This window comes from Mycolicibacterium chubuense, from assembly GCF_001044255.1.
Classification (GTDB): domain Bacteria; phylum Actinomycetota; class Actinomycetes; order Mycobacteriales; family Mycobacteriaceae; genus Mycobacterium; species Mycobacterium chubuense.
This window is the reverse complement of the sequence record NZ_JYNX01000021.1, coordinates 21,643-40,892: the sequence shown is the minus strand read 5'-3', so window position 1 is coordinate 40,892 and position 19,250 is coordinate 21,643. Positions and strand designations below refer to the sequence as shown.

Genomic DNA, 19,250 nt, shown 5'->3' with positions numbered 1-19,250 from the left:
TGCGTTCCCGGCCCGACTACATCTGTCTACCTGTTCAGGTGATCATGCTTCTGTTACGCTGATGGCAGAGGGCCGGCCGCAGCGGCAACCGATGCAGCACATCGCCCAGCCGCAGCGGCCGGTCCCGCTTTCTGCCAGAGAAGCTTGTGGCAGAACACTTTTTGATGTTCAGCGAGTGGGGACGACGAAACCCCACGGCAGTTCGAGGCGGTGCGCGGCGAGTAGATCCGCGTCGGAGAGCACCTCGCCGATCGCGCCGTCGGCAACGATGACGCCACCGTCCATCACGATGGCCCGCGAGCACAGCTGCGCGGCGTAGGGCAGGTCGTGGGTGACGATCAGCATCGTGGCGTCGAGCCCGGCCAGCGTCTCGGCGAGCTCGCGGCGGGCCACCGGATCGAGGTTGGCCGACGGCTCGTCGAGGACGAGAACCTCTGGCTCGCAGGCGAGTACGGTGGCCAGCGCCGCGCGGCGCCGCTGTCCGCCCGACATGTGGGCGGGGCTGCGTTCGGCCAGCCCGCTCATCGACACCACCTCCAGGGCGCGCGCCACCCGGGCCTCCAACTCGGGCCCGCGCACCCCGAAGTTGGCCGGACCGAACGCGACGTCCTGAGCCAGGGTCGGCATGAACAACTGGTCGTCGGGATCCTGGAACACCAGTCCCACGCGGCGCCGGATCTCGCGAAGGGTGGTGCGCCCCAGCGTTGTTCCGCCGATCTCGACCGTGCCGCGCGATGCGGTCAGCACACCGTTGAGGTGGAGCATCAGCGTCGTCTTGCCCGCACCGTTGGGGCCGAGCAGCGCGACCCGCTCGCCGGGCGCGACGTCGAGGTCGACACCGGCGAGCGCGACGTGCCCGTCGGGATAGGTGTAGTGCAGGTCCTCCACCCGGACCGCCGGCGTGCTCACCGGATCACCCACGCCGACAGTGCGACGGTCACCGCGGCCGACGCCGGCAGCAGGGCCAGCGCCCACTGTCGCGGCGACGCCGCGGCCGCGCAGCCCGCGCCCAGCGCGAGCGGGGGCACCCGCCCGTCGAAACCCCGCGACAGCATGGCCAGATACACCCGCTCGCCCCGCTCGTAGGACCGCAGGAACAGCGCCCCGACGCCGGTGGCCGTGGCACCGATCTGGTGCAGCATGCGGGGTGAGTCGCCGCGGGAGATCCGCGCCAGCCGCATCCGCCGGATCTCGGCGGCCAGCACGTCGACGTAGCGGATCATCAGCGTCAGCATCGAGACGATCACCGCGGGCACCCGCAACCGGCTCAGCGCGACGGGCAGCTCGCGCGCGGTCGTGGTGGCGGCCACGGTCAGCGACGCGGCCACTCCGAGCGTGCCCTTGATCACGATGCCCCAGGCCGCGTAGAGACCGGGCACCGACAGCGACAGTCCCGCAACGCTGACCTGCTCCCCTCCCTCGGCGAACGGCAGCAGCACCGCGAGCACCACGAAGGGGGCTTCGATCAGCATCCGCGGCAGGATCCAGCGCACCGGGATGCGCGCCACCGACCAGATCGCCACGATGATCAGGGCGTAGATCCCGAAGGGCCAGAACAGTTCCCGGGGCGTGGCGACGACGGCCAGCACGAACGTCACCAGCACCACGATCTTGACCTCGGCCGGCAGCCGGTGCGCCGGTGAGTCGCCGTCGCGGTACAGGGGGTGCGCGTGACCCGCTCCCATGTCGTCAGGCCGCGTCAGTCGTCGGAGACGGGTGCTGATGCCGACGCGCCGCGGGAGCGCGCGATCAACCAGAACGCACCGAAGGCGACCAGGACCGTCACGGCCACTCCGGCGATGCCGGCCACGCCGTTGGTGCCGTCGCGCCCGCCCACGGTGTAGTCGGCCAGTGGCGAGTGCGCCAGCGCGTGGGAGTCGGCATGCTGGGCGATGCAGTCACCCTGCAACTGTTCGCCCTGCGGGGTCTCGATCACCTGGCAGCCCTGCAGGGTGGCGGAGTCCAAGCCGTCGGGGCTCGAGCTGGCCAGGTAGGACAACCCGCCGGCGATCAGCAGCGTCACCACCGCGAAGCCGACCCAGAACCGCCAGCGGGCCGTCATGCCGGCACCTCGGCCGCGATGCGGTTGGTCCGCAGCAGGTACACCAGGTCGGGTCGCGCCCGCACGACAGCCACCACGGTGAGCGCGGTGATGATGCCCTCACCGATGCCGATCAGCACGTGGGTGCCGAACATGTAGGCGGCCACCGTGCCCAGCGAGGAGGAGCCCGCCCCGCCGAGGGAGTACTCCAGCACGAAGCCCATCGCGGCGCAGACGGTGCCCACCACCGCCGAGCAGAAGGCGACGACGCCGACCGCGGGCACTGACACCTCACCGCGGATGCGGCGCACCATCCGGTAGCTCAGCAGGGCGGTGCCGTATCCGGCGGCCACGCCGATCAACGCCATGTTGGTGATGTTGGTGCCCAGCGCGGTGACCCCGCCGTCGGCGAACAGCAGCGACTGCACCACGAGCACGATCGCGACGCACAGCGCACCGGTGAACGGCCCGACCAGGATGGCCGCGAGCGCACCGCCGAGCAGGTGACCGCTGACCCCGGGCAGGATCGGGAAGTTCACCATCTGCACGGCGAAGATGAACGCGGCGACCAGTCCCGCCAGCGGCACCGTGCGCTCGTCGAGTTCCTCGCGCGCACGCCACGCGCACAGTCCCAGGGCGGTCAGCGCGATCGCCGCGAACAGGACCGACACCGGGGCGTTGACGATGCCGTCGCTCATGTGCATCGCCTGGTAGTGGACGTTCACATCGCGAGCGTATGGGTCATCTGATCATCTGTCTAGCTGATCAGATGAGCAGGGGTCACCTGTCCGGACGGGCAGGTGATCAGCCCCGCACCCGTTCCCCCGCCGGGTCGTAGAGCGGGCGCAGCGACACCGAGATCGGGTGCAGCACACCGCCGACGCTGACCTGGTAGTCGCCGCTGCGCACCCAGTCCCCATCGATGACCGCACCGTCGCCCGCCCGCAGATACGCCAGCCCGACGCACGCACCGGTCGTCTCCCCCCAGGCCGCCGACGTCGCCTGCCCCGCGACCGCGCCGTCGCGCAGAATCAGTTCCCCGCCCCAGAGCATCGGGCCCGGAGTCTCGACACGGAAGCCGACCAGCTTGCGGCGCGGACCCTGCGCCCGGGCGCGTTCGACGGCGTCGCGGCCGAGGAAGCCGATGTCGGTGCCCAGCTTGCAGGCGAACAGCAGCCCCGCCTCGACGGGGTTCTCACTCGGCGAGAGTTCGCGCCCGAACGCGCGGTAGCCCTTCTCCAGTCGCAACGACTCGATGGCGTAGTACCCGCCGCGCGCCACGCCCAGCGGCTCGCCGGCCGCCATCAGGTCCTCGTACACCCCGACCGCGAACTCGGCCGGAACGTAGAGCTCCCAGCCGAGTTCGCCGACGTAGGTGATGCGGGTGGCGCGCACCGTCGCGTACCCGAGCGGGATCACCCGGCTGGTGCCGAACGGGAACGCGGCATCGGAGAGGTCGGCGTCGGTGAGTACCGACAACAGGTCGCGCGAGCGTGGGCCCATGACACCGAACACCGCGTACGACGACGTGACGTCGACGACGTGGGCGTCCGCCCCGACGGGCAGGTGGCGCCGGATGTGGTCCTTGTCGCGCTCGGTGGTGGCCGCGCTGCTGACCATCAGGAATTCGTCGGCGGCGGTGCGGGTCACGGTGACGTCGGCTTCGTAGGTGCCGCGCGCGTTGAGCATGCCGGTGTACACCGACCGCCCCACCGGGACGGCCACGTCGGCGGTGCACAGCCACTGCAGGGCGGCCTCGGCGTCACGCCCGACGATGACGTACTTGGAGAACGACGTCTGGTCGAACACCGTCACACCGGTGCGCGTGCTGCGCTGCTCGGCGGCCGACCACGGCAGCCAGTTCGGTGTGCCCCAGGTGTACTCGATCACCGGGGCCTGGCCCTGGGGGGCGAAGAAGTTCGCGCGCTCCCAGCCCATCTTGCTGCCGAAGTTGGCGCCGGCGGCGTCCAGAAGGTGGTGCACCGGCGAGCGGCGGAACGGTCGCGCGGTCGTCATCTCTCGGTTCGGCCAGGGGATCTCGTAGTGGATGCCCAAGACCTCGGCGACCCTGTCGTGCAGCCACCGGTTGTTGCCGTTGAACGGCGCGAACCGGCGGATGTCCACCCCGGTCAGGTCGGTCGTCGGCGCTCCCTCGACGATCCACTCGGCCAGCGCCCGGCCCGCGCCGCCGGCGGTGGCGATGCCGACGGAGTTGAAGCCGGCGCCGACGAAGAAGTTCCGGCATTCGGGCGCCTCGCCGAGGATGAACTGGTTGTCGGGCGTGAAGCTCTCCGGACCGTTGTAGAACTTCTTGATGCCGGTGCTCTCCAGCGCCGGGATGCGCAGCAGCGCACTGTTCATCAGGATCTCGAAGTGCTCCCAGTCCTCGTCGAGGAGCTGGAACTCGAACGGGTACGGGATCGCATCCGGTGACACCCACGGCTTCGCCTCGGGCTCGAACCCGCCGATCACCAGGCCGCCGACCTCTTCCTTGAAGTAGGTGTAGCCGTCGGGGTCGCGCAGGATCGGCAGGTCGGGGTGCACTCCGGCGATAGGCTCGGAGACGACGTAGAAGTGCTCGGCGGAGTGCAGCGGCACGTTCGCGCCGACCATCGCGGCCACCTGTTTGGCCCACTGCCCGGCGCAGTTGACGACGATCTCGGCCTCGATGTCGCCGGCGTCGGTGCGGACGCCCCGCACCGCCCCGTCGGTGGTGAGCACGTCGAGCACCCGGGTCTTCTCGACGATCCGGGCGCCGCGCATCCGCGCCCCCTTGGCCAGCGCGTAGGTCAGGTCGGTCGGATTGGCCTTGCCGTCGGCGGGCAGCCAGATCGCGCCGACGAGGTCGTCGGTCCGCATCACCGGGTAGTGCTCGAGAGCCTCTGCGGGACTCAGCAGTTCGCACTCGAGATCGAACGCGGCCGCGTTCGCGGCGGTGCGGCGCAGTTGCTCCATGCGGTCCTCGGTGCGCGCGACGGTGACGCCCCCGCACTGCTTGTATCCCGCCGAGAGCCCGGTTTCGGCCTCCAGCTCGGCGTACAGCGTGGTCGAGTACTGCACGAGCCGGGTCATGCCTTCCGATGCGCGCAACTGCCCGACGAGTCCGGCTGCGTGCCAGGTGGTTCCGCTGGAGAGCTGGCCCTGCTCGAGGAGCACCACGTCGGTGATGCCCAGGCGGGTCAGGTGATAGGCGACGCTGGTGCCGATCACTCCCCCGCCGATGATGACGGCGTGGGTGCGCGACGGCAGCGGTGCGGCAGAGGCCATGAGCGGTGGTGTCTCCTTCAGTCGGGCGCCGCGACGTCGTCGAGGAGCCGGGGATAGCCGGGGTGGCGGAATTCGGCGACCGCGGCCTCGTAGCGCTCCATCGCCCAGGCCCAGAAGTCGAATTCCAAGGCGCTGGAACCATTTTGGATGCAGCCCCACAGCGTCCAGCCGTACTTGGCGACGATGCCCTGCAGATGGGCCCGGGCGGTCTTGTGTCGCAGGCGGCGGCCGTGATAGCTCGTGACGAGTTCGTCGAGCTGGTCGAGGCTCAGCCCGCATTCGCTCCAGATGTTGCCGAGCTCGAAACAGGGGTCGTTGTTGCCCGAGTACTCGTAGTCGATCAGGTACATCCGGTCGCCGTGCTCGATGAAGTTGCCCGCGAGGAGGTCGTTGTTGCACGGCACCAGCGAGCCCTCGGCGTCGTCGGTGGCCGTCAGCACCCGTCGCGCGGCGGCGAAGGCCTCGGCGTGGTCGTGGTAGTCCGCTGGGATCGCGAAGCCCCGGCTGCGGCAGGTCTGCAGGTACGCGGGCTGACGTTCGAACATGTCGAACCGGTTGACGAAGCGGGGCCCGCGGTGCAGCGTGCGCACCGCCGCGGCCGCCCTGGCGATCACACCGTCGCGCTGGAAGTCGTTGTTCTCCAGCGTTTTTCCCTCGAGATAGCCGAGCAGCAGCACGCCGAGGTCGGGCCGGTAGTCCAGCACGGGTGCGCCGACGCCGGCGCGATGGGCGGCGACACTGTTCGCATGCTCGTGGTCGCGGTCGATGCCGAGAAGGTTGCGCTCGGTGTCGACGCAGCGGGCGACGTAGACCGCATCGGCGGTGGTGATCTTCACGTTGCGGTTGGTCAGACCGCCCGACAGTTCCTCCAGCGTCCGCGCACGACCGGCCAGCAACGGAATCTGCTCGAACAGCCCGTCGAGGTGATCGTCGGTGAGCGGTGACGACATCGCTTCACTGTAAACGGGGCCACCTCAAAGGTCTAGACTTCAACCGCCCCGGATCACCCGTCGGCACGGGAGCGGACGCGGATCGCGGTGCGGTCGGACCGGTGGTAGTCGCGGGAGAACTCCACCGCAACCCCGTTGTCGGCGAACGACGTTCGCACGATCAGCAGCAGCGGACTGCCCGGCTCCACACCGAGGATACGGGCCTGCTCGACGGTCGCCGGGGTGGCCTCGATCCGCTCGTCGGCCGACGACGGACCGTGGCCGTACTCCCGCATCAGCGCGTACAGCGATCCGCCCAGGTCCCTGGAGAGCAGGTCGGGGAACACCGCCGCGGGCAGGTAGGCCTCCTCGAGCACGATCGGTTCGCCGTTGGCGGTACGCCCGCGCATGATCTGATGCACCTCGTCGGTGCGCCGCAGCCCCAACGCCCCGCTGACCTCGGCATCGGGGCGGCCGGTGTGCGCTCTGAGAACCTCAGCGCCGGGCTCCACCTCGAAACGACGCATCTGCTCTGTGAAGCCGGGCAGGCTGGCGTGGTCGAACTCGAAGCGCGGTGTGGAGACGAAGTTTCCGCCGAACCGGCCGCGGCGCCGGTCGATCAGGCCCTTGTGCTCCAGCGCGCCGAGCGCCTGGCGCAACGTCATCCGGCTGCAGCCGAGTGCGGTGGCGATCTCGACCTCGGGCGGCAACTTGTCGCCGGGCACCAGCCCGCCGGAGTCGATCAGGCCCTGCAGCCACGCCGCGATGCGGGCGTGCACCGGCCGGTCGGACCCGCCGTCGAGTCGCGGACCCGGCGCCAGCGGCGGCTCGCCGATGCTCAGCACCCGCGTCACCTCGTCACCGGAACTCACCCGTGCCGGGCCCCGATCCAGTGCAGCAGATCGTGGACGGTGTCGTCGTCGAGGCGATAGCGCACCGAGCGGCCCTCGCGGGTGTTGCTCACCCAGCCCTGCTGGCGGAGCACCCGCAGCGCCTGGGACACCGCGTTCTCGGAGCGGCCGAGCGCGGCCGCCAGATCGCTGACGGAGATGCCGGGTGAGCGGTGCAGGCAGAGCAGGATCTCCAGGCGGTGCGGATCCGAGACCAGGTCGAAGCGCTGCGCCCAGCCGGAGGTGTCGACCTCGGCCAGCGCCGACGACGCGCGTTCGACCAGTTCGGCATCCTCCACGGAAGTTAATCTAACCGGCGTCAGTCCAGGAATCCGTGAAGAAGGGCGGCCGAGCCCCAGACGTGGGCCGTCATCGTCTGCGCGGCGCGCTTTGCGTCCCCGGCCAGGATCGCCAGCACGATCGCCTCGTGCTGCTCGTCGGAGTGGGCGATGTTGCGCGCCAGCAGCGGGATGCAGTCGAGGAGTTCGTTGAGCCGCATCCGGTTCTGCGCGACGAGCGGGACCAGCGAGGGCACGCCGGCGGCCTCGGCGATCGCCAGGTGCAGCCGCGAGTCCAGCCGCCGGTAGTCCTCCGGCGCGGCACCGCGGACATCGGCGAGTCGGCTCCACAGCGCCTCCCGGTCGGCGGCGGTCAGCGTCCGCCCCGCCGCCATCCGGGCCGCCCCCACCTCGAGGATCTCCCGCAGCCGCATCGCATCGGTGATCTCGGCTTCGCTGAAGCGGGCCTCGTCCGGTCGGGGTGCCGGTAACGCGTCGGCCAGGAAGGTGCCGCCGTAGCGGCCGCGGCGCGACACCAGGTAGCCGGCGTCGGCGAGCGACTTGATCGCCTCCCGCACGGTGTCGCGGCTGACGCCCAGCCGGGCGGCGAGTTCCCGCTCCGGCGGCAGGGATTCGCCCGGGGAGAGCACCCCCAGGCGAATCGTCTGCAGCAGCCGCTCGACGGTGTCCTCGAAGGCGTTGAGCGGCCGCACCGGACGCAGCAGCGCCTCGCTGGCGGTCTGCTCTTCATGAGCTGTCCGCTCCTCGCGCAAGCGCTCGTCGGCGGCGCCCGGGTCGGCCGACATGCTTACAGCGGCGTCACGTAGTGGCCGCTGATCCCGCCGTCGACCAGGAACGACGAGGCCGTGATGAACGACGCGTCGTCGCTGGCGAGAAACGCCACCGCGGCGGCGAGCTCTTCGGGTTCGGCGAACCGGCCGACCGGCACGTGCACCAGCCGGCGCGCGGCACGTTCGGGATCCTTGGCGAACAGCTCCTGCAGCAGCGGGGTGTTGACCGGTCCGGGGCACAGCGCGTTGACGCGGATGCCCTGCCGGGCGTACTGCACGCCCAGTTCGCGCGACATCGCCAGCACGCCGCCCTTCGAGGCGGTGTAGGAGATCTGCGACGTGGCCGAACCCATCACCGCGACGAACGACGCGGTGTTGACGATCGAGCCCTTCTGCGCCGGAACCATGTGCCGCAGTGCGGCTTTGCAGCAGAAGAACACGGACTTGAGGTTGATGTCCTGCACCCGCTGCCACGCGTCGATGCCGGTGTTCTCGATCAGGTCGTCTTCGGGCGGGCTGATACCGGCGTTGTTGAACGCGATGTCGACCCCGCCGTGCACCTCGACGGCCGTGTCGAACAAGCGGTCCACCGCGACCTGATCCGAGACGTCGACCTGGACGAACGTCACGTTCATGTCGTCGGCGACGGATTTACCGGTGACCTCGTCGAGATCACCGATGACCACGATGGCGCCTTCGGCCTGCATCCGTTTGGCGGTTGCCAGCCCGATGCCGCTGGCGCCGCCGGTGATCACGGCGACCTTGCCCGCCAGACGCTGGGTCAAATCCATCAGTGCTCCTCCTGAACAGCTATGAAGACGTTTTTGGTCTCGGTGAACGACAGCGGGGCGTCGGGGCCGAGTTCGCGGCCCAGACCGGATTGCTTGAAGCCGCCGAACGGCGTGCTGTAGCGCACCGACGAGTGCGAGTTGACCGACAGGTTGCCCGATTCCACGGCGCGCGAGACCCGCAGCGCGCGGGACACGTTCTCGGTCCAGATCGAGCCGGACAGTCCGTAGGGGGTGTCGTTGGCCAACGCGATCGCGTCCGCCTCGTCGTCGAACGGCAGCACCGTCACGACAGGACCGAAGATCTCCTCGGTGACGGTGCGGTCGTCGCGCGGCGGCGTCAGCACCGTGGGCGGGAACCAGTAACCGGGGCCCGTGGGCGCATCGCCGCGGAACGCCACCGGCGCCCCGTCGGGGACATAACCGGCCACCGACTCCCAGTGCGCCTTGGACACGAGCGGACCCATCTCGGTGCCCTCGGCGCGCGGATCGCCCACCACGACGCCCTTGACGGCAGGCTCGAACAGTTCCATGAACCGATCGAAGACATTGCGCTGCACCAGGATCCGGCTGCGGGCGCAGCAGTCCTGACCCGAGTTGTCGAACACGCCGTAGGGCGCGGTGGCGGCGGCGCGCTCGAGGTCGCAGTCGTCGAACACGATGTTGGCGCTCTTGCCGCCCAGTTCGAGCGTGACACGCTTGACCTGCTGCGCCGCGCCGGCCATCACCCGGGTGCCGACCTCGGTGGAACCGGTGAACACGATCTTGCGGACGTCGGGATGGCTGACGAAGCGCTCCCCGACCACCGAGCCCCGACCGGGCACGACCTGGAACAGATCGGCCGGCAGGCCGGCCTCGACGGCGAGTTCGCCGAGCCGGATCGTGGTCAGCGGGGTCCACTCCGCCGGCTTGACCAGCACCGCGTTCCCGGCGGCCAGCGCGGGTGCGAACCCCCACGACGCGATGGTCATCGGGAAATTCCACGGGGTGATGACGCCGACCACGCCGAGCGGTTCGTTGAAGGTGACGTCCAGGCCGCCGGCGACCGGAATCTGCTTGCCGGACAACCGTTCCGGGCTCGCCGAGTAGTACTGCAGCACGTCGCGGACGTGGCCCGCCTCCCAGCGGGCGTTGCCGATCGGGTGCCCGGAGTTGGCGACCTCGAGCTGGGCCAGCTCCTCGACGTGGGCGTCGACCACCGCGGCGAAGGCGCGCAGCGCCGCCGCCCGCTCCGCCGGGGCCTGCCGGGCCCACTGCCGCTGCGCCGCCCGGGCGCGGGCCACCGCGTCGTCGACCCCGGCCTCGTCGGTCTGCTCGACGGTGCGCAGCAGTTCCTCGGTCGCGGGGTTGATCACATCGCTGGACGTCGTCATACGCTCACCTTCTGGGCTTTCTGGGATGCGTGTGCTGCTGCGGCGCCGACCAGACCCGCGAACACCCGCAGGTCGTCCAGCCGCTCCTCGGGATGCCATTGCACGGCAACCACCCACCGGCCGGGGTGGCGGTCGCGGTCGACCTCGACGGCCTCGATCACTCCGTCGCTGTCGGAGGCGCTGACGATCAGACCGTCGCCGAGCCGGTCGATGGCCTGGTGGTGGTAGCACTGCGCCTCGGTGTCCGGTCCGACCATCTCCGCCACCCGGGTGCCGGGGACGGTGGTGATCGTCGAGGTGGAGAACACCGCGTTGCCCTGCTGGTGGCGAGTGTGCCCGACGACATCGGGCAGATGCTGGTGCAGCGTGCCGCCGAGCGCGACGTTGAGCACCTGCGCGCCCCGGCAGATGCCGAGCACCGGGACGCCGCGGCGCAGCGCCGCCTGCAGCAGCGCCAACTCGAAGGCGTCACGGGTGCGGCTGTCGGCGACCGGCTCGTCGGTGGCGGGATGACGCTCGTCGCCATAGGCGGCCGGGTCGACGTCGCGCCCGCCGGTGATGATCAGTCCGTCGAGTCCGTCGAGGACGCGGTCGGCGATGGCGTCGTCCACCGGCTGCGGCGGCAGCAGCACCGAGATGCCGCCGGCCAGGCCGATGCCCTCGAAGTAGATCGCAGGCAGGAAGCTGGCCCGCACGTCCCAGACACCGGTCTGTGCCTGCTGCAGGTAGGTGGTCAGCCCGATCACCGGGCGAACGGCCTCACAGTCGCTCAAAGCCGCGCATCCTTTCCCAATCCGTCACCGCGGCGTTGAAGGCCTTGAGCTCCACGCGCGCGTAGTTGAGGTAGTGGTCGACGACGTCGTCGCCGAAGGCGTCCCGCGCCACCTTCGAGTTGTCGAACAGCTCGACGGCCTCGGCCAGCGTCGTCGGCAGCCGCTCGGCACCACTGGTGTAGGCGTTGCCGGACAACGCTTCGGGCAGCTCGAGCTCGTTCTCGATGCCGTACAGGCCGCCCGCGATCAGCGCCGACACGGCGAGGTACTGGTTGACGTCGCCGCCGGGCGCCCGGTTCTCCATGCGCATCGCCGCGCCATGGCCGACCACCCGCAGCGAACACGTGCGGTTGTCGAAGCCCCACGCGATCGCCGTCGGGGCGAAGCTGCCCTCGGCGAACCGCTTGTAGGAGTTGACGTTCGGCGCGTAACACAGGCTCAGCTCCCGCATGGTTGCGAGCTGGCCGGCGATGAAGCTGCGGAACAGCGGCGTCATCCCGTCCTCGGCGTCGGGGTCGGCGAAGACCGCGCTGCCGTCCTCGCCGCGCAGCGAGATGTGGATGTGGCAGCTGTTGCCCTCGCGCTCATCGAATTTCGCCATGAACGTCAGGCTCTTGCCGTGCTGATCGGCGATCTCCTTGGCCCCATTGCGATAAATCGTGTGGTTGTCACACGTGGTGCGCGCATGGTCATAGCGGAAGCCGATCTCCTGCTGGCCGAGGTTGCACTCCCCCTTGACGCCTTCGCAGTACATGCCCGCGCCGTCCATGCCGAGCCGGATGTCGCGCAGCAGCGGCTCCATCCGGGTGGAGGCCAGCATCGCGTAGTCGATGTTGTAGTCGGTGGCTGGGGTGAGGCCCTTGTAGCCGGCCGCCCAAGCCCCGCGAAAGGTGTCGTCGAAGACCATGAACTCGAGTTCGGTGGCCGCGTACGGCACCAGGCCACGCTCGGAGAGCCGGTCGATCTGACGGTTGAGGATGCTGCGCGGCGCCTGGGTCACCGGCCGGCCGTCAGTCCACGAGAGGTCGGCCATCACCAGCGCGGTGCCGGGCAGCCACGGCACCAGCCGCAGCGTGGCGAAATCGGGGGTCATCACCATGTCGCCGTAGCCGGTCTCCCAGCTGGAGATCGCGTACCCGTCGACGGTGTTGTTGTCGACGTCGACGGCCAGCAGGTAGTTGCAGGCTTCCGCGCCGTGGTCCGCGGTGTCCTCGACGAACAGCCGCGCCGAGAGGCGCTTGCCGGTCAGTCGGCCCTGCATGTCGCAGAACGCGACGATCACCGTGTCGATGTCCCCCGCCTCGACCAGCTTTTCCAGCTCAGATCGCGACAGCATGCCTCGTGTGCCCATCAGTGTCCTACTCTCCCCGCGGTCGTTGTCGTGCGCCGGCGTCCCACACCCGCACCAAACTGCCACGTTCAAAGGTAGGACGCCAGACCAATAGCGATCTATTCTCCCTTGTGGTGCCCGGCGCCGGCCGTCGCGCTGTTTTCCACACACAGGAGGTCTCCCGTGCCCGAGGGCCACGAACACCTAGACGACGACGAGAGGCACCTCGCGAGCCTGGGCTACACCCAGGAACTGTCGCGGTCGTGGTCGGGATTCAGCAACTTCGCGATCTCGTTCTCGATCATCTCGATCCTGGCCGGCTGCTTCACGTCGTTCGGCCTGGGCTGGAACAACGGCGGTCCGGCCGCCATCGCATGGGGCTGGCCGATCGTGTCGGTCTTCATCCTTCTCATCGGGCTGTGCATGTCCGAGCTGGTGTCCGCCTATCCCACCTCGGGCGGGATCTATTGGTGGGCAGCCAAACTGGGCGGCCCCAAGGCGGGTTTCTATACCGGCTGGCTGAACCTGATCGGGCTGATCGCCATCCTGGCGTCGGTGGCCTACGGCAGTGCGACGTTCCTGGACCTGACCCTGGGCACCTTCAGCGAGTCCTGGCTGGCCGGCTACAGCCTGACCCGCACCTTCATCATGTTCCTGGTCATCCTGGTCGTCGTGGCGACGATCAACATCTTCTCGTCGCACCTGCTCGCCGTCATCAACAACATCTCGGTGTGGTGGCACGTGGCCGGGGCCCTGGCGGTCGTCGCCATTCTGTGGCTGATCCCCGAACAGCACGCCAGCTTCTCCACGGTGTTCGCCACCACCGTCAACAACACGGGCTTCTTCGGCGGTTCCACGTCGGGCCTGACGTTCCTGCTGTTCGTCCTCCCGATGTCGGCGATCCTGACGCAGTACACGATCACCGGGTACGACGCATCGGCGCACCTGTCCGAAGAGACCAAGAGCGCCGCCGACGGCGCCGCCAAAGGCATCTGGCGCTCGATCCTCTACTCCGCCATCGGCGGCTGGATCCTGCTGCTGACCTTCCTGTTCGCCGTCCAGGACGTGGACGGCGTGACCGCCGGCGGTGGTGCCGTCGCCACGATCTTCACCCAGGCGATGGACTCCAAGTGGGTCGGCATCGTGCTGCTCGTCTCCACCGCCGGCCAGCTGTTCTGCACCACCGCGTGCCAGACCAGTGCGTCGCGCATGCTGTTCGCGTTCAGCCGTGACCGCGCGGTGCCCGGCCATCAGCTGTGGTCGAAGCTCAGCGCGAAACGGGTGCCGGCCAACGCGGTGATGGTCACCGCGACCATCGCGGCGATCATCACGCTGCCCGCCTTGGTCGAGGTGGACATCAACGGCGCGCCCGTTCCCGTCGCGTTCTTCGCGGTCGTCTCGATCGGCGTGGTCGGCCTGTACCTGTGCTTCGCGGTGCCGATCTACTTCCGGTGGAAGGCCGGCGACTCGTTCCCGCTGGGCCGGTGGAACCTTCGCGGGCACCACCGGTGGATGGCACCGCTGGCCCTGATCGAGATCATCGTGACGTCGATCATCGCGATGTTCCCGACGTCGATCGGCGGCGCACCGTGGGACCCCAGCTTCGAATGGAAGTTCGTCAACTACACCCCGCTGCTGGTCGGCGGCGTGCTGATCCTGCTCTACATCTACTGGCACGTGTCGGTGAAGAACTGGTTCACCGGCCCGATCAAGCAGGTCACGCTCTCGGACGACGAGCTGCGAGGGGTCTCCTGAGCTCGCTGTGACGCGGATCTCGATCTTGATGCTCTGATCGCGTTTGACCGCCCGGACCGGGGGTAAACATCCCCATCGCCGGGCGTCGGAGCGCGGCTGCATGGACTGATCGGAACGCCGAAACAGAGTAGGGTCGAACAGGTGTGTGGAGCCACCGGCGAGGTACGCCTCGACGGAAAAAGCCCGGACGTGCCAGCCGTCACCGCGATGGCCGAGGTCATGGTGCCTCGCGGCCCCGATGCGGCGGGGGTGTGGTCTCAGGGCCGCGTCGCTCTCGGCCACCGGCGGCTCAAAATCATCGATCTCTCCGAGGCCGGCGCACAGCCGATGGTGGACGCCGAACTGGGGCTGTCGATCGCCTGGAACGGCTGCATCTACAACTACGAACAGCTGCGCGACGAATTGTCGGGCCACGGCTACCGCTTCTTCTCCCACAGCGACACCGAGGTCCTGATCAAGGCCTACCACCGATGGGGTGACCGCTTCGTCGACCGCCTCAAGGGCATGTTCGCGTTTGCGATCGTCGAGCGCGACAGCGGCCGGGTACTCCTCGGGCGCGATCGCCTCGGCATCAAGCCGCTGTACCTGTCCGAGACCGCCGACCGGATCCGGTTCGCATCGTCGTTGCCCGCGCTGTTGGCGGGCGGCGACATCGACACCCGGATCGACCCCGTCGCGCTGCACCACTACATGACCTTCCACTCGGTCGTGCCCTCGCCGCACACGATCTTGCGCGGCGTCCGCAAGCTGCCACCGGCCTCGCTGATGGCGATCGAACCCGACGGCAGCCACACCATCACGACATACTGGGAGCCCGACTTCACCCGCCGTGACGATCGCGCCGACTGGTCCGAAAAGGACTGGGAGGACGCGATTCTGGAGTCGCTGCGGGTGGCGGTCAAGCGCAGGCTGGTCGCCGACGTGCCGGTCGGCTGCCTGCTCTCCGGCGGCGTCGACTCCAGCCTGATCGTCGGCCTGCTCGCCGAAGCCGGCCAGCACGGCCTCAAGACGTTCTCCATCGGGTTCGAATCGGTCAACGGGGTGGCCGGCGACGAGTTCCGGTACTCCGACATCATCGCCGAGCGGTTCGGCACCGACCATCACCAGATCCGCATCGACACCGCCCGGATGCTGCCCGCCCTCGACGGCGCGATCGGCGCGATGAGCGAGCCCATGGTCAGCCACGACTGCGTGGCCTTCTACCTGCTCAGTCAGGAGGTGGCCAAGCACGTCAAGGTCGTCCAGTCGGGTCAGGGCGCCGACGAGGTGTTCGCCGGCTACCACTGGTATCCCCCGATGGGCGAGCCCGCCGCGGCGTCGCTGGAAGGGTCCGTCGCCAGCTACCGCGCCGCGTTCTTCGACCGCGACCAGGCCGGCTACGCCGAACTGGTGTCGCGGAACTACCTCGCCGCCGACGATCCGAGTGAAGCGTTCATCACCGAGCACTTCGCCCGGGCCGGCGCGCAGACCGGGGTGGACCGCGCGCTGCGACTCGACACCACCGTGATGCTGGTCGACGACCCGGTCAAACGGGTCGACAACATGACGATGGCCTGGGGGCTCGAAGGCCGGGTGCCGTTCCTCGATCACGACCTGGTGGAGCTCGCCGCCACCTGCCCCCCGCAGCTCAAGACCGCCCACGACGGCAAGGGCGTGCTCAAACAGGCTGCCCGCCAGGTGATTCCGGCCGAGGTGATCGACCGGCCCAAGGGTTACTTCCCGGTGCCGGCGCTGACCCACCTCGAGGGGCCCTACCTCGATCTGGTCCGCGATGCGCTGTACGCCCCGGCGGCCAAGGAGCGCGGGTTGTTCCGCCCCGAGGCTGTGGAGCGGCTGCTGGCCGACCCCAACGGCAGACTCACGCCGCTGCGCGGCAACGAACTGTGGCAGATCGCGCTGCTCGAGTTGTGGCTGCAGAAGCACGGAATCACCGGGCCCGCCGCGTGAGGGGTCTCGACCCGAGGGCCGATCAGGCCGGCGAGCCCTCCGAGGCCATCACGATGGCCCTGCACGAGGCCTCACCGCCCGACATGGTCGACGCGATGGCCGACGATGTGGTGCTCGAACTGGGCTGGGGCAGGCTGATTTTCGGCCAGACGTTCAGCGACCCGGGGCGGCTGGCGGAGGTGCTGCGCGAGGAGGCGCACGGTCGCCGCGACATCTGCATCTACGCCCGCGAACCGCACGTGCTGGTCTCCAAGGCGCCCGCCGAGCTGTTCATCGACCCCAGCCACACCTACCGGCTGCGGTTCACCGACGCCGAGGATCCCGGCCCCCCGCGCAGTGGCTTCACCGTCCGCGCGCTGCAGACACGCGAGGACGCCGACGCGATGAACCGCGTCTACGTCCGGTGCGGCATGGTGCCCGCGCCCACCGACGTGCTGTGGGACAACCATCAGAACCAGCACTCGGTCGACTACCTGGTCGCCGTCGGTGACGACGGCACCGTGCTCGGCACGGTCACCGGCGTCGACCACGCCACCCTGTTCGCCGATCCGGAGAACGGGTCGAGCCTGTGGACGCTCGCGGTGGACCCGGCGGCCACGCTGCCCGGCGTTGGCGCGGCGCTGACCCGCAGCCTGGCGTCGCTGTACCGCGAACGCGGCCGCGCCTACATGGATCTGTCGGTCACCCACGACAACAACGCGGCGATCGCGCTCTACGAGAAGCTCGGCTTCAGCCGCGTGCCGGTGATGGCGGTCAAGCGCAAGAACGCCATCAACGAGCCGTTGTTCACCCACCCGCCCGAGACCGTCGACGACCTGAACCCCTACGCGCGGATCATCGCCGACGAGGCGATGCGCCGCGGCATCTGGGTCGAGGTGCTCGACGCCGAGGCCGGTGAGATGCGGTTGTCGCACGGTGGGCGCAGCGTCGTCACACGGGAATCGTTGTCCGAGTACACGTCTGCGGTGGCGATGAGCCGCTGCGACGACAAACGCCTGACGCGGCGCATCGTCTCTGAGGCCGGGATCACCGTTCCGAAGGGCCGGTTGGCCACGTTCGACGAGGCCGACCACGAGTTCCTCGCCGAGGTGGGCGACGTGGTGGTCAAACCCACCCGCGGCGAACAGGGCAAGGGCATCACCGTGGGAGTGGACGGCCCCGAGGAACTCGACGCGGCGCTGGCCCGGGCCCGCGAGCAGCATCCCGAGGTGCTCATCGAGCAGCGCGCCGAGGGGGACGACCTGCGCCTGGTGGTGATCGACAAGAAGGTGGTCGCCGCCGCGCTGCGGATGCCCGCCGAGGTGACCGGCACCGGCCGGCACACCATCGCCGAACTGATCGAGGCGCAGAGCCGGCGGCGCGCCGCCGCCACCGGTGGCGAGTCACGCATCCCGATCGACGTCGTCACCGAGACCACGGTGCGCGAAGCCGGTTACGCGTTCGACGACGTCCTGCCCGAGGGCGAGCGACTGCGGGTGCGCCGGACGGCCAATCTGCATCAGGGCGGCACCATCCACGACGTGACCTCGACCGTGCACCCGGAACTGTGCCGGGTCGCGGTGGCGTCCGCCGACGCGATCGGTATCCCGGTGACGGGCATCGATCTGCTCGTCCCCGACGTCACCCGGCCGGAGTACGTGTTCATCGAGGCCAATGAACGTCCGGGGCTGGCCAACCACGAGCCTCAGCCCACCGCACAGGCTTTCGTCGACTTCCTGTTCCCCGGCCAGCCCGGCATCCCGCCGGCGTGGACGCCGGGCGAGGCGGCCGGCGGCGACGACGCCCCGGCCTGACGTCCGCTCACCAGGTGCTGGTGCGCATCACGATCTCGGCCGCCAGCTGGGCCGTCGAGTCGGCGGCCTGACGGCGCCCCAGCAGGTCGACGATCCGGTACTCGCCGTAGACGAAGCGTTGGCTCGCCTTGGCGACCGCCCGCGCGGCGCTCGAGCTCACCAGAGCGGTCGTGTTCAACTCCACCGGCGGGCAGTGCTCGTCACGGACCACCCCCGACAGATCGGCCACCCGCGGGTGGCCGCGGTCGATGACGACCAGACCGATGAACCGATCGAGCCGGGTGGCGGCGAGTTCCCAGGCCAGTTCCCCACCGAACCGGTCCCCCACGAGCAGCGCCCACCGGACTTCGAGCGCGTCCAGAATGCCGATCACCGATTTGGCGGTGAGTCGCGGATCGGGGCCGATGACGACGGTGCGCAGCGAGGCGGTGTGCAGCCGCTGACACACGGCTTCGTACGCGGCGGGAGTCTTCTGCGCCGCGCCGAGCAGCACCACGACCGAACCCTTCTCCGGACCGGCGACCTCGACGGGTACGCCGATGCCGTCGACGGTGATCATGGGGGAGGGCATTGCGCCACGCTACAGGCCGGACGGGAGTCGGCGGGCCGGTTTTGCCGCTCGTGCGGCGCCCTCACGGCGCCTGCGCGCGTTCCGCCTGCCGGGACACGACGTCCAGAAATGTCTGCGGCAGCGTGCCTTTGACCGGAATCGACGGGTCGTTCGTCGGGAAGGCGATGCCGAACACGGCCGTGGCACCGAGGTTTTCGAAAGAGAAGTACACCGTGCTGTCCGCGCCGGACAGGTGCATGGTCTGCTCGTAGACCAATGCGTCGGGCCGCGGCGTCGTCAGCCTGGTGGTGGTCATCGGGATGCCGGGGTCGGTGGGCGCGAAGAACGTCTGGAACTCCGCGCACCGCGCCGCGGTCGCGGCCAGCCGGTCGAGGTCCAGCGGCCAGGTGAGCACCGTGATCACCATGCGGGCGCCGTCGTAGGCGGCCACGTACTCGGCGGCGCTGCCGGGACCGCGCTCTGCGGTGGCGGCGATGTCGCGGGTCAGCCCGTCGGTGCAGCCCTCGGGCTTCGACAGCATCGGGGGCGGACCACCCGCACCGTCGGCCATGCCGGGATCCTTGGAGATGCGTTCGTAGTGCACACCGGGCGGGAAGTCGGCGGCGGTCAGCAGCGCCCGGTCCAACCGCGCACCGGGCCAGGTCGCGGTGCCGGCCACCGTCGGCGAGCACCCGCCGAGCAGCAGCAGGGCGACCGTCGCGAAGGCGGCCCGCCGGATCATGGC

18 protein-coding genes are annotated in these 19,250 nt (G+C 69.5%); 3 read left to right on the top strand and 15 right to left on the bottom strand.

Annotated features, from left to right (window positions below):
- Positions 1-168: 168 nt before the first annotated feature.
- The 13 genes from MCHUDSM44219_RS05425 to MCHUDSM44219_RS05365 form a co-directional block, all read right to left on the bottom strand.
- The gene (locus MCHUDSM44219_RS05425; protein ID WP_048417230.1) at positions 169-909 is read right to left on the bottom strand and encodes an energy-coupling factor ABC transporter ATP-binding protein; all 741 of its coding nucleotides are present in this window, start codon (positions 907-909) and stop codon (positions 169-171) included.
- A complete protein-coding gene (gene cbiQ, locus MCHUDSM44219_RS05420; RefSeq protein ID WP_048417211.1) occupies positions 906-1,685 on the bottom strand; it encodes a cobalt ECF transporter T component CbiQ in 780 nt (259 codons plus the stop codon). The genes MCHUDSM44219_RS05425 and cbiQ overlap by 4 nt, the downstream gene beginning before the upstream one ends.
- Before the next feature lie 14 nt (positions 1,686-1,699).
- Positions 1,700-2,062 carry a PDGLE domain-containing protein gene (locus MCHUDSM44219_RS05415; RefSeq protein ID WP_048417210.1) on the bottom strand — a complete coding sequence of 121 codons (363 nt, stop codon included), beginning with the start codon at positions 2,060-2,062 and terminating at the stop codon, positions 1,700-1,702.
- Positions 2,059-2,766: an energy-coupling factor ABC transporter permease gene (locus MCHUDSM44219_RS05410; protein ID WP_048417209.1), complete on the bottom strand. Its 708-nt coding sequence runs from the start codon at positions 2,764-2,766 to the stop codon at positions 2,059-2,061. Before MCHUDSM44219_RS05410 ends, MCHUDSM44219_RS05415 begins: the two co-directional genes overlap by 4 nt.
- Before the next feature lie 79 nt (positions 2,767-2,845).
- Complete coding sequence (locus MCHUDSM44219_RS05405) at positions 2,846-5,308, bottom strand: GcvT family protein (RefSeq protein ID WP_048417208.1); 2,463 nt, start codon at positions 5,306-5,308, stop codon at positions 2,846-2,848.
- A gap of 17 nt (positions 5,309-5,325) precedes the next feature.
- Positions 5,326-6,258 (bottom strand): choline kinase family protein, encoded by a 933-nt coding sequence (locus MCHUDSM44219_RS05400; protein ID WP_048417207.1) that lies wholly within the window; start codon positions 6,256-6,258, stop codon positions 5,326-5,328.
- A 53-nt stretch (positions 6,259-6,311) separates the two neighbouring features.
- Positions 6,312-7,091: a GntR family transcriptional regulator gene (locus MCHUDSM44219_RS05395; RefSeq protein ID WP_053081193.1), complete on the bottom strand. Its 780-nt coding sequence runs from the start codon at positions 7,089-7,091 to the stop codon at positions 6,312-6,314.
- Between the two features lie 14 nt (positions 7,092-7,105).
- Positions 7,106-7,426 carry an ArsR/SmtB family transcription factor gene (locus MCHUDSM44219_RS05390; RefSeq protein WP_172506250.1) on the bottom strand — a complete coding sequence of 107 codons (321 nt, stop codon included), beginning with the start codon at positions 7,424-7,426 and terminating at the stop codon, positions 7,106-7,108.
- Positions 7,427-7,446: 20 nt separating this feature from the next.
- Positions 7,447-8,211: a FadR/GntR family transcriptional regulator gene (locus MCHUDSM44219_RS05385; RefSeq protein ID WP_236695361.1), complete on the bottom strand. Its 765-nt coding sequence runs from the start codon at positions 8,209-8,211 to the stop codon at positions 7,447-7,449.
- A gap of 2 nt (positions 8,212-8,213) precedes the next feature.
- Positions 8,214-8,990, bottom strand: coding sequence for a 3-oxoacyl-ACP reductase (locus MCHUDSM44219_RS05380; RefSeq protein WP_172506273.1), 777 nt, complete (start codon positions 8,988-8,990; stop codon positions 8,214-8,216).
- Positions 8,987-10,357: an aldehyde dehydrogenase family protein gene (locus MCHUDSM44219_RS05375; RefSeq protein WP_048417205.1), complete on the bottom strand. Its 1,371-nt coding sequence runs from the start codon at positions 10,355-10,357 to the stop codon at positions 8,987-8,989. Before MCHUDSM44219_RS05375 ends, MCHUDSM44219_RS05380 begins: the two co-directional genes overlap by 4 nt.
- Positions 10,354-11,130 carry a gamma-glutamyl-gamma-aminobutyrate hydrolase family protein gene (locus MCHUDSM44219_RS05370; protein ID WP_201778128.1) on the bottom strand — a complete coding sequence of 259 codons (777 nt, stop codon included), beginning with the start codon at positions 11,128-11,130 and terminating at the stop codon, positions 10,354-10,356. The genes MCHUDSM44219_RS05375 and MCHUDSM44219_RS05370 overlap by 4 nt, the downstream gene beginning before the upstream one ends.
- Positions 11,117-12,481 (bottom strand): glutamine synthetase family protein, encoded by a 1,365-nt coding sequence (locus MCHUDSM44219_RS05365; protein WP_048417204.1) that lies wholly within the window; start codon positions 12,479-12,481, stop codon positions 11,117-11,119. Before MCHUDSM44219_RS05365 ends, MCHUDSM44219_RS05370 begins: the two co-directional genes overlap by 14 nt.
- Positions 12,482-12,643: 162 nt before the next feature.
- Here MCHUDSM44219_RS05365 and MCHUDSM44219_RS05360 point away from each other — a divergent pair, with 162 nt between their 5' ends.
- From MCHUDSM44219_RS05360 to ngg, 3 genes are all read left to right on the top strand, one after another.
- Positions 12,644-14,215 carry an amino acid permease gene (locus MCHUDSM44219_RS05360; RefSeq protein ID WP_048417203.1) on the top strand — a complete coding sequence of 524 codons (1,572 nt, stop codon included), beginning with the start codon at positions 12,644-12,646 and terminating at the stop codon, positions 14,213-14,215.
- Positions 14,216-14,356: 141 nt separating this feature from the next.
- Positions 14,357-16,162, top strand: a complete 1,806-nt coding sequence (locus MCHUDSM44219_RS05355; RefSeq protein WP_048417202.1) for an N-acetylglutaminylglutamine amidotransferase — start codon at positions 14,357-14,359, stop codon at positions 16,160-16,162.
- Positions 16,163-16,215: 53 nt separating this feature from the next.
- Positions 16,216-17,955 (top strand): N-acetylglutaminylglutamine synthetase, encoded by a 1,740-nt coding sequence (ngg, locus tag MCHUDSM44219_RS05350; protein WP_048417201.1) that lies wholly within the window; start codon positions 16,216-16,218, stop codon positions 17,953-17,955.
- A gap of 7 nt (positions 17,956-17,962) precedes the next feature.
- Here ngg and MCHUDSM44219_RS05345 read toward each other — a convergent pair whose 3' ends face one another.
- Both MCHUDSM44219_RS05345 and MCHUDSM44219_RS05340 read right to left on the bottom strand, forming a co-directional pair.
- Positions 17,963-18,526, bottom strand: a complete 564-nt coding sequence (locus MCHUDSM44219_RS05345; protein ID WP_048417200.1) for an alpha/beta fold hydrolase — start codon at positions 18,524-18,526, stop codon at positions 17,963-17,965.
- A 61-nt stretch (positions 18,527-18,587) separates the two neighbouring features.
- The gene (locus MCHUDSM44219_RS05340; RefSeq protein WP_048417199.1) at positions 18,588-19,247 is read right to left on the bottom strand and encodes a hypothetical protein; all 660 of its coding nucleotides are present in this window, start codon (positions 19,245-19,247) and stop codon (positions 18,588-18,590) included.
- Positions 19,248-19,250: the final 3 nt, after the last annotated feature.

Coding starts and splice junctions, on each gene's coding strand:
- MCHUDSM44219_RS05415 (WP_048417210.1), bottom strand. CDS start 2,062: ATGACGGCCCGCTGGCGGTTCTGGGTCGGCTTCGCGGTGGTGACGCTG.
- MCHUDSM44219_RS05400 (WP_048417207.1), bottom strand. CDS start 6,258: ATGTCGTCACCGCTCACCGACGATCACCTCGACGGGCTGTTCGAGCAG.
- MCHUDSM44219_RS05385 (WP_236695361.1), bottom strand. CDS start 8,211: ATGTCGGCCGACCCGGGCGCCGCCGACGAGCGCTTGCGCGAGGAGCGG.
- MCHUDSM44219_RS05405 (WP_048417208.1), bottom strand. CDS start 5,308: ATGGCCTCTGCCGCACCGCTGCCGTCGCGCACCCACGCCGTCATCATC.
- MCHUDSM44219_RS05365 (WP_048417204.1), bottom strand. CDS start 12,481: ATGGGCACACGAGGCATGCTGTCGCGATCTGAGCTGGAAAAGCTGGTC.
- MCHUDSM44219_RS05345 (WP_048417200.1), bottom strand. CDS start 18,526: ATGCCCTCCCCCATGATCACCGTCGACGGCATCGGCGTACCCGTCGAG.
- cbiQ (WP_048417211.1), bottom strand. CDS start 1,685: ATGGGAGCGGGTCACGCGCACCCCCTGTACCGCGACGGCGACTCACCG.
- MCHUDSM44219_RS05375 (WP_048417205.1), bottom strand. CDS start 10,357: ATGACGACGTCCAGCGATGTGATCAACCCCGCGACCGAGGAACTGCTG.
- MCHUDSM44219_RS05340 (WP_048417199.1), bottom strand. CDS start 19,247: ATGATCCGGCGGGCCGCCTTCGCGACGGTCGCCCTGCTGCTGCTCGGC.
- ngg (WP_048417201.1), top strand. CDS start 16,216: ATGGCCCTGCACGAGGCCTCACCGCCCGACATGGTCGACGCGATGGCC.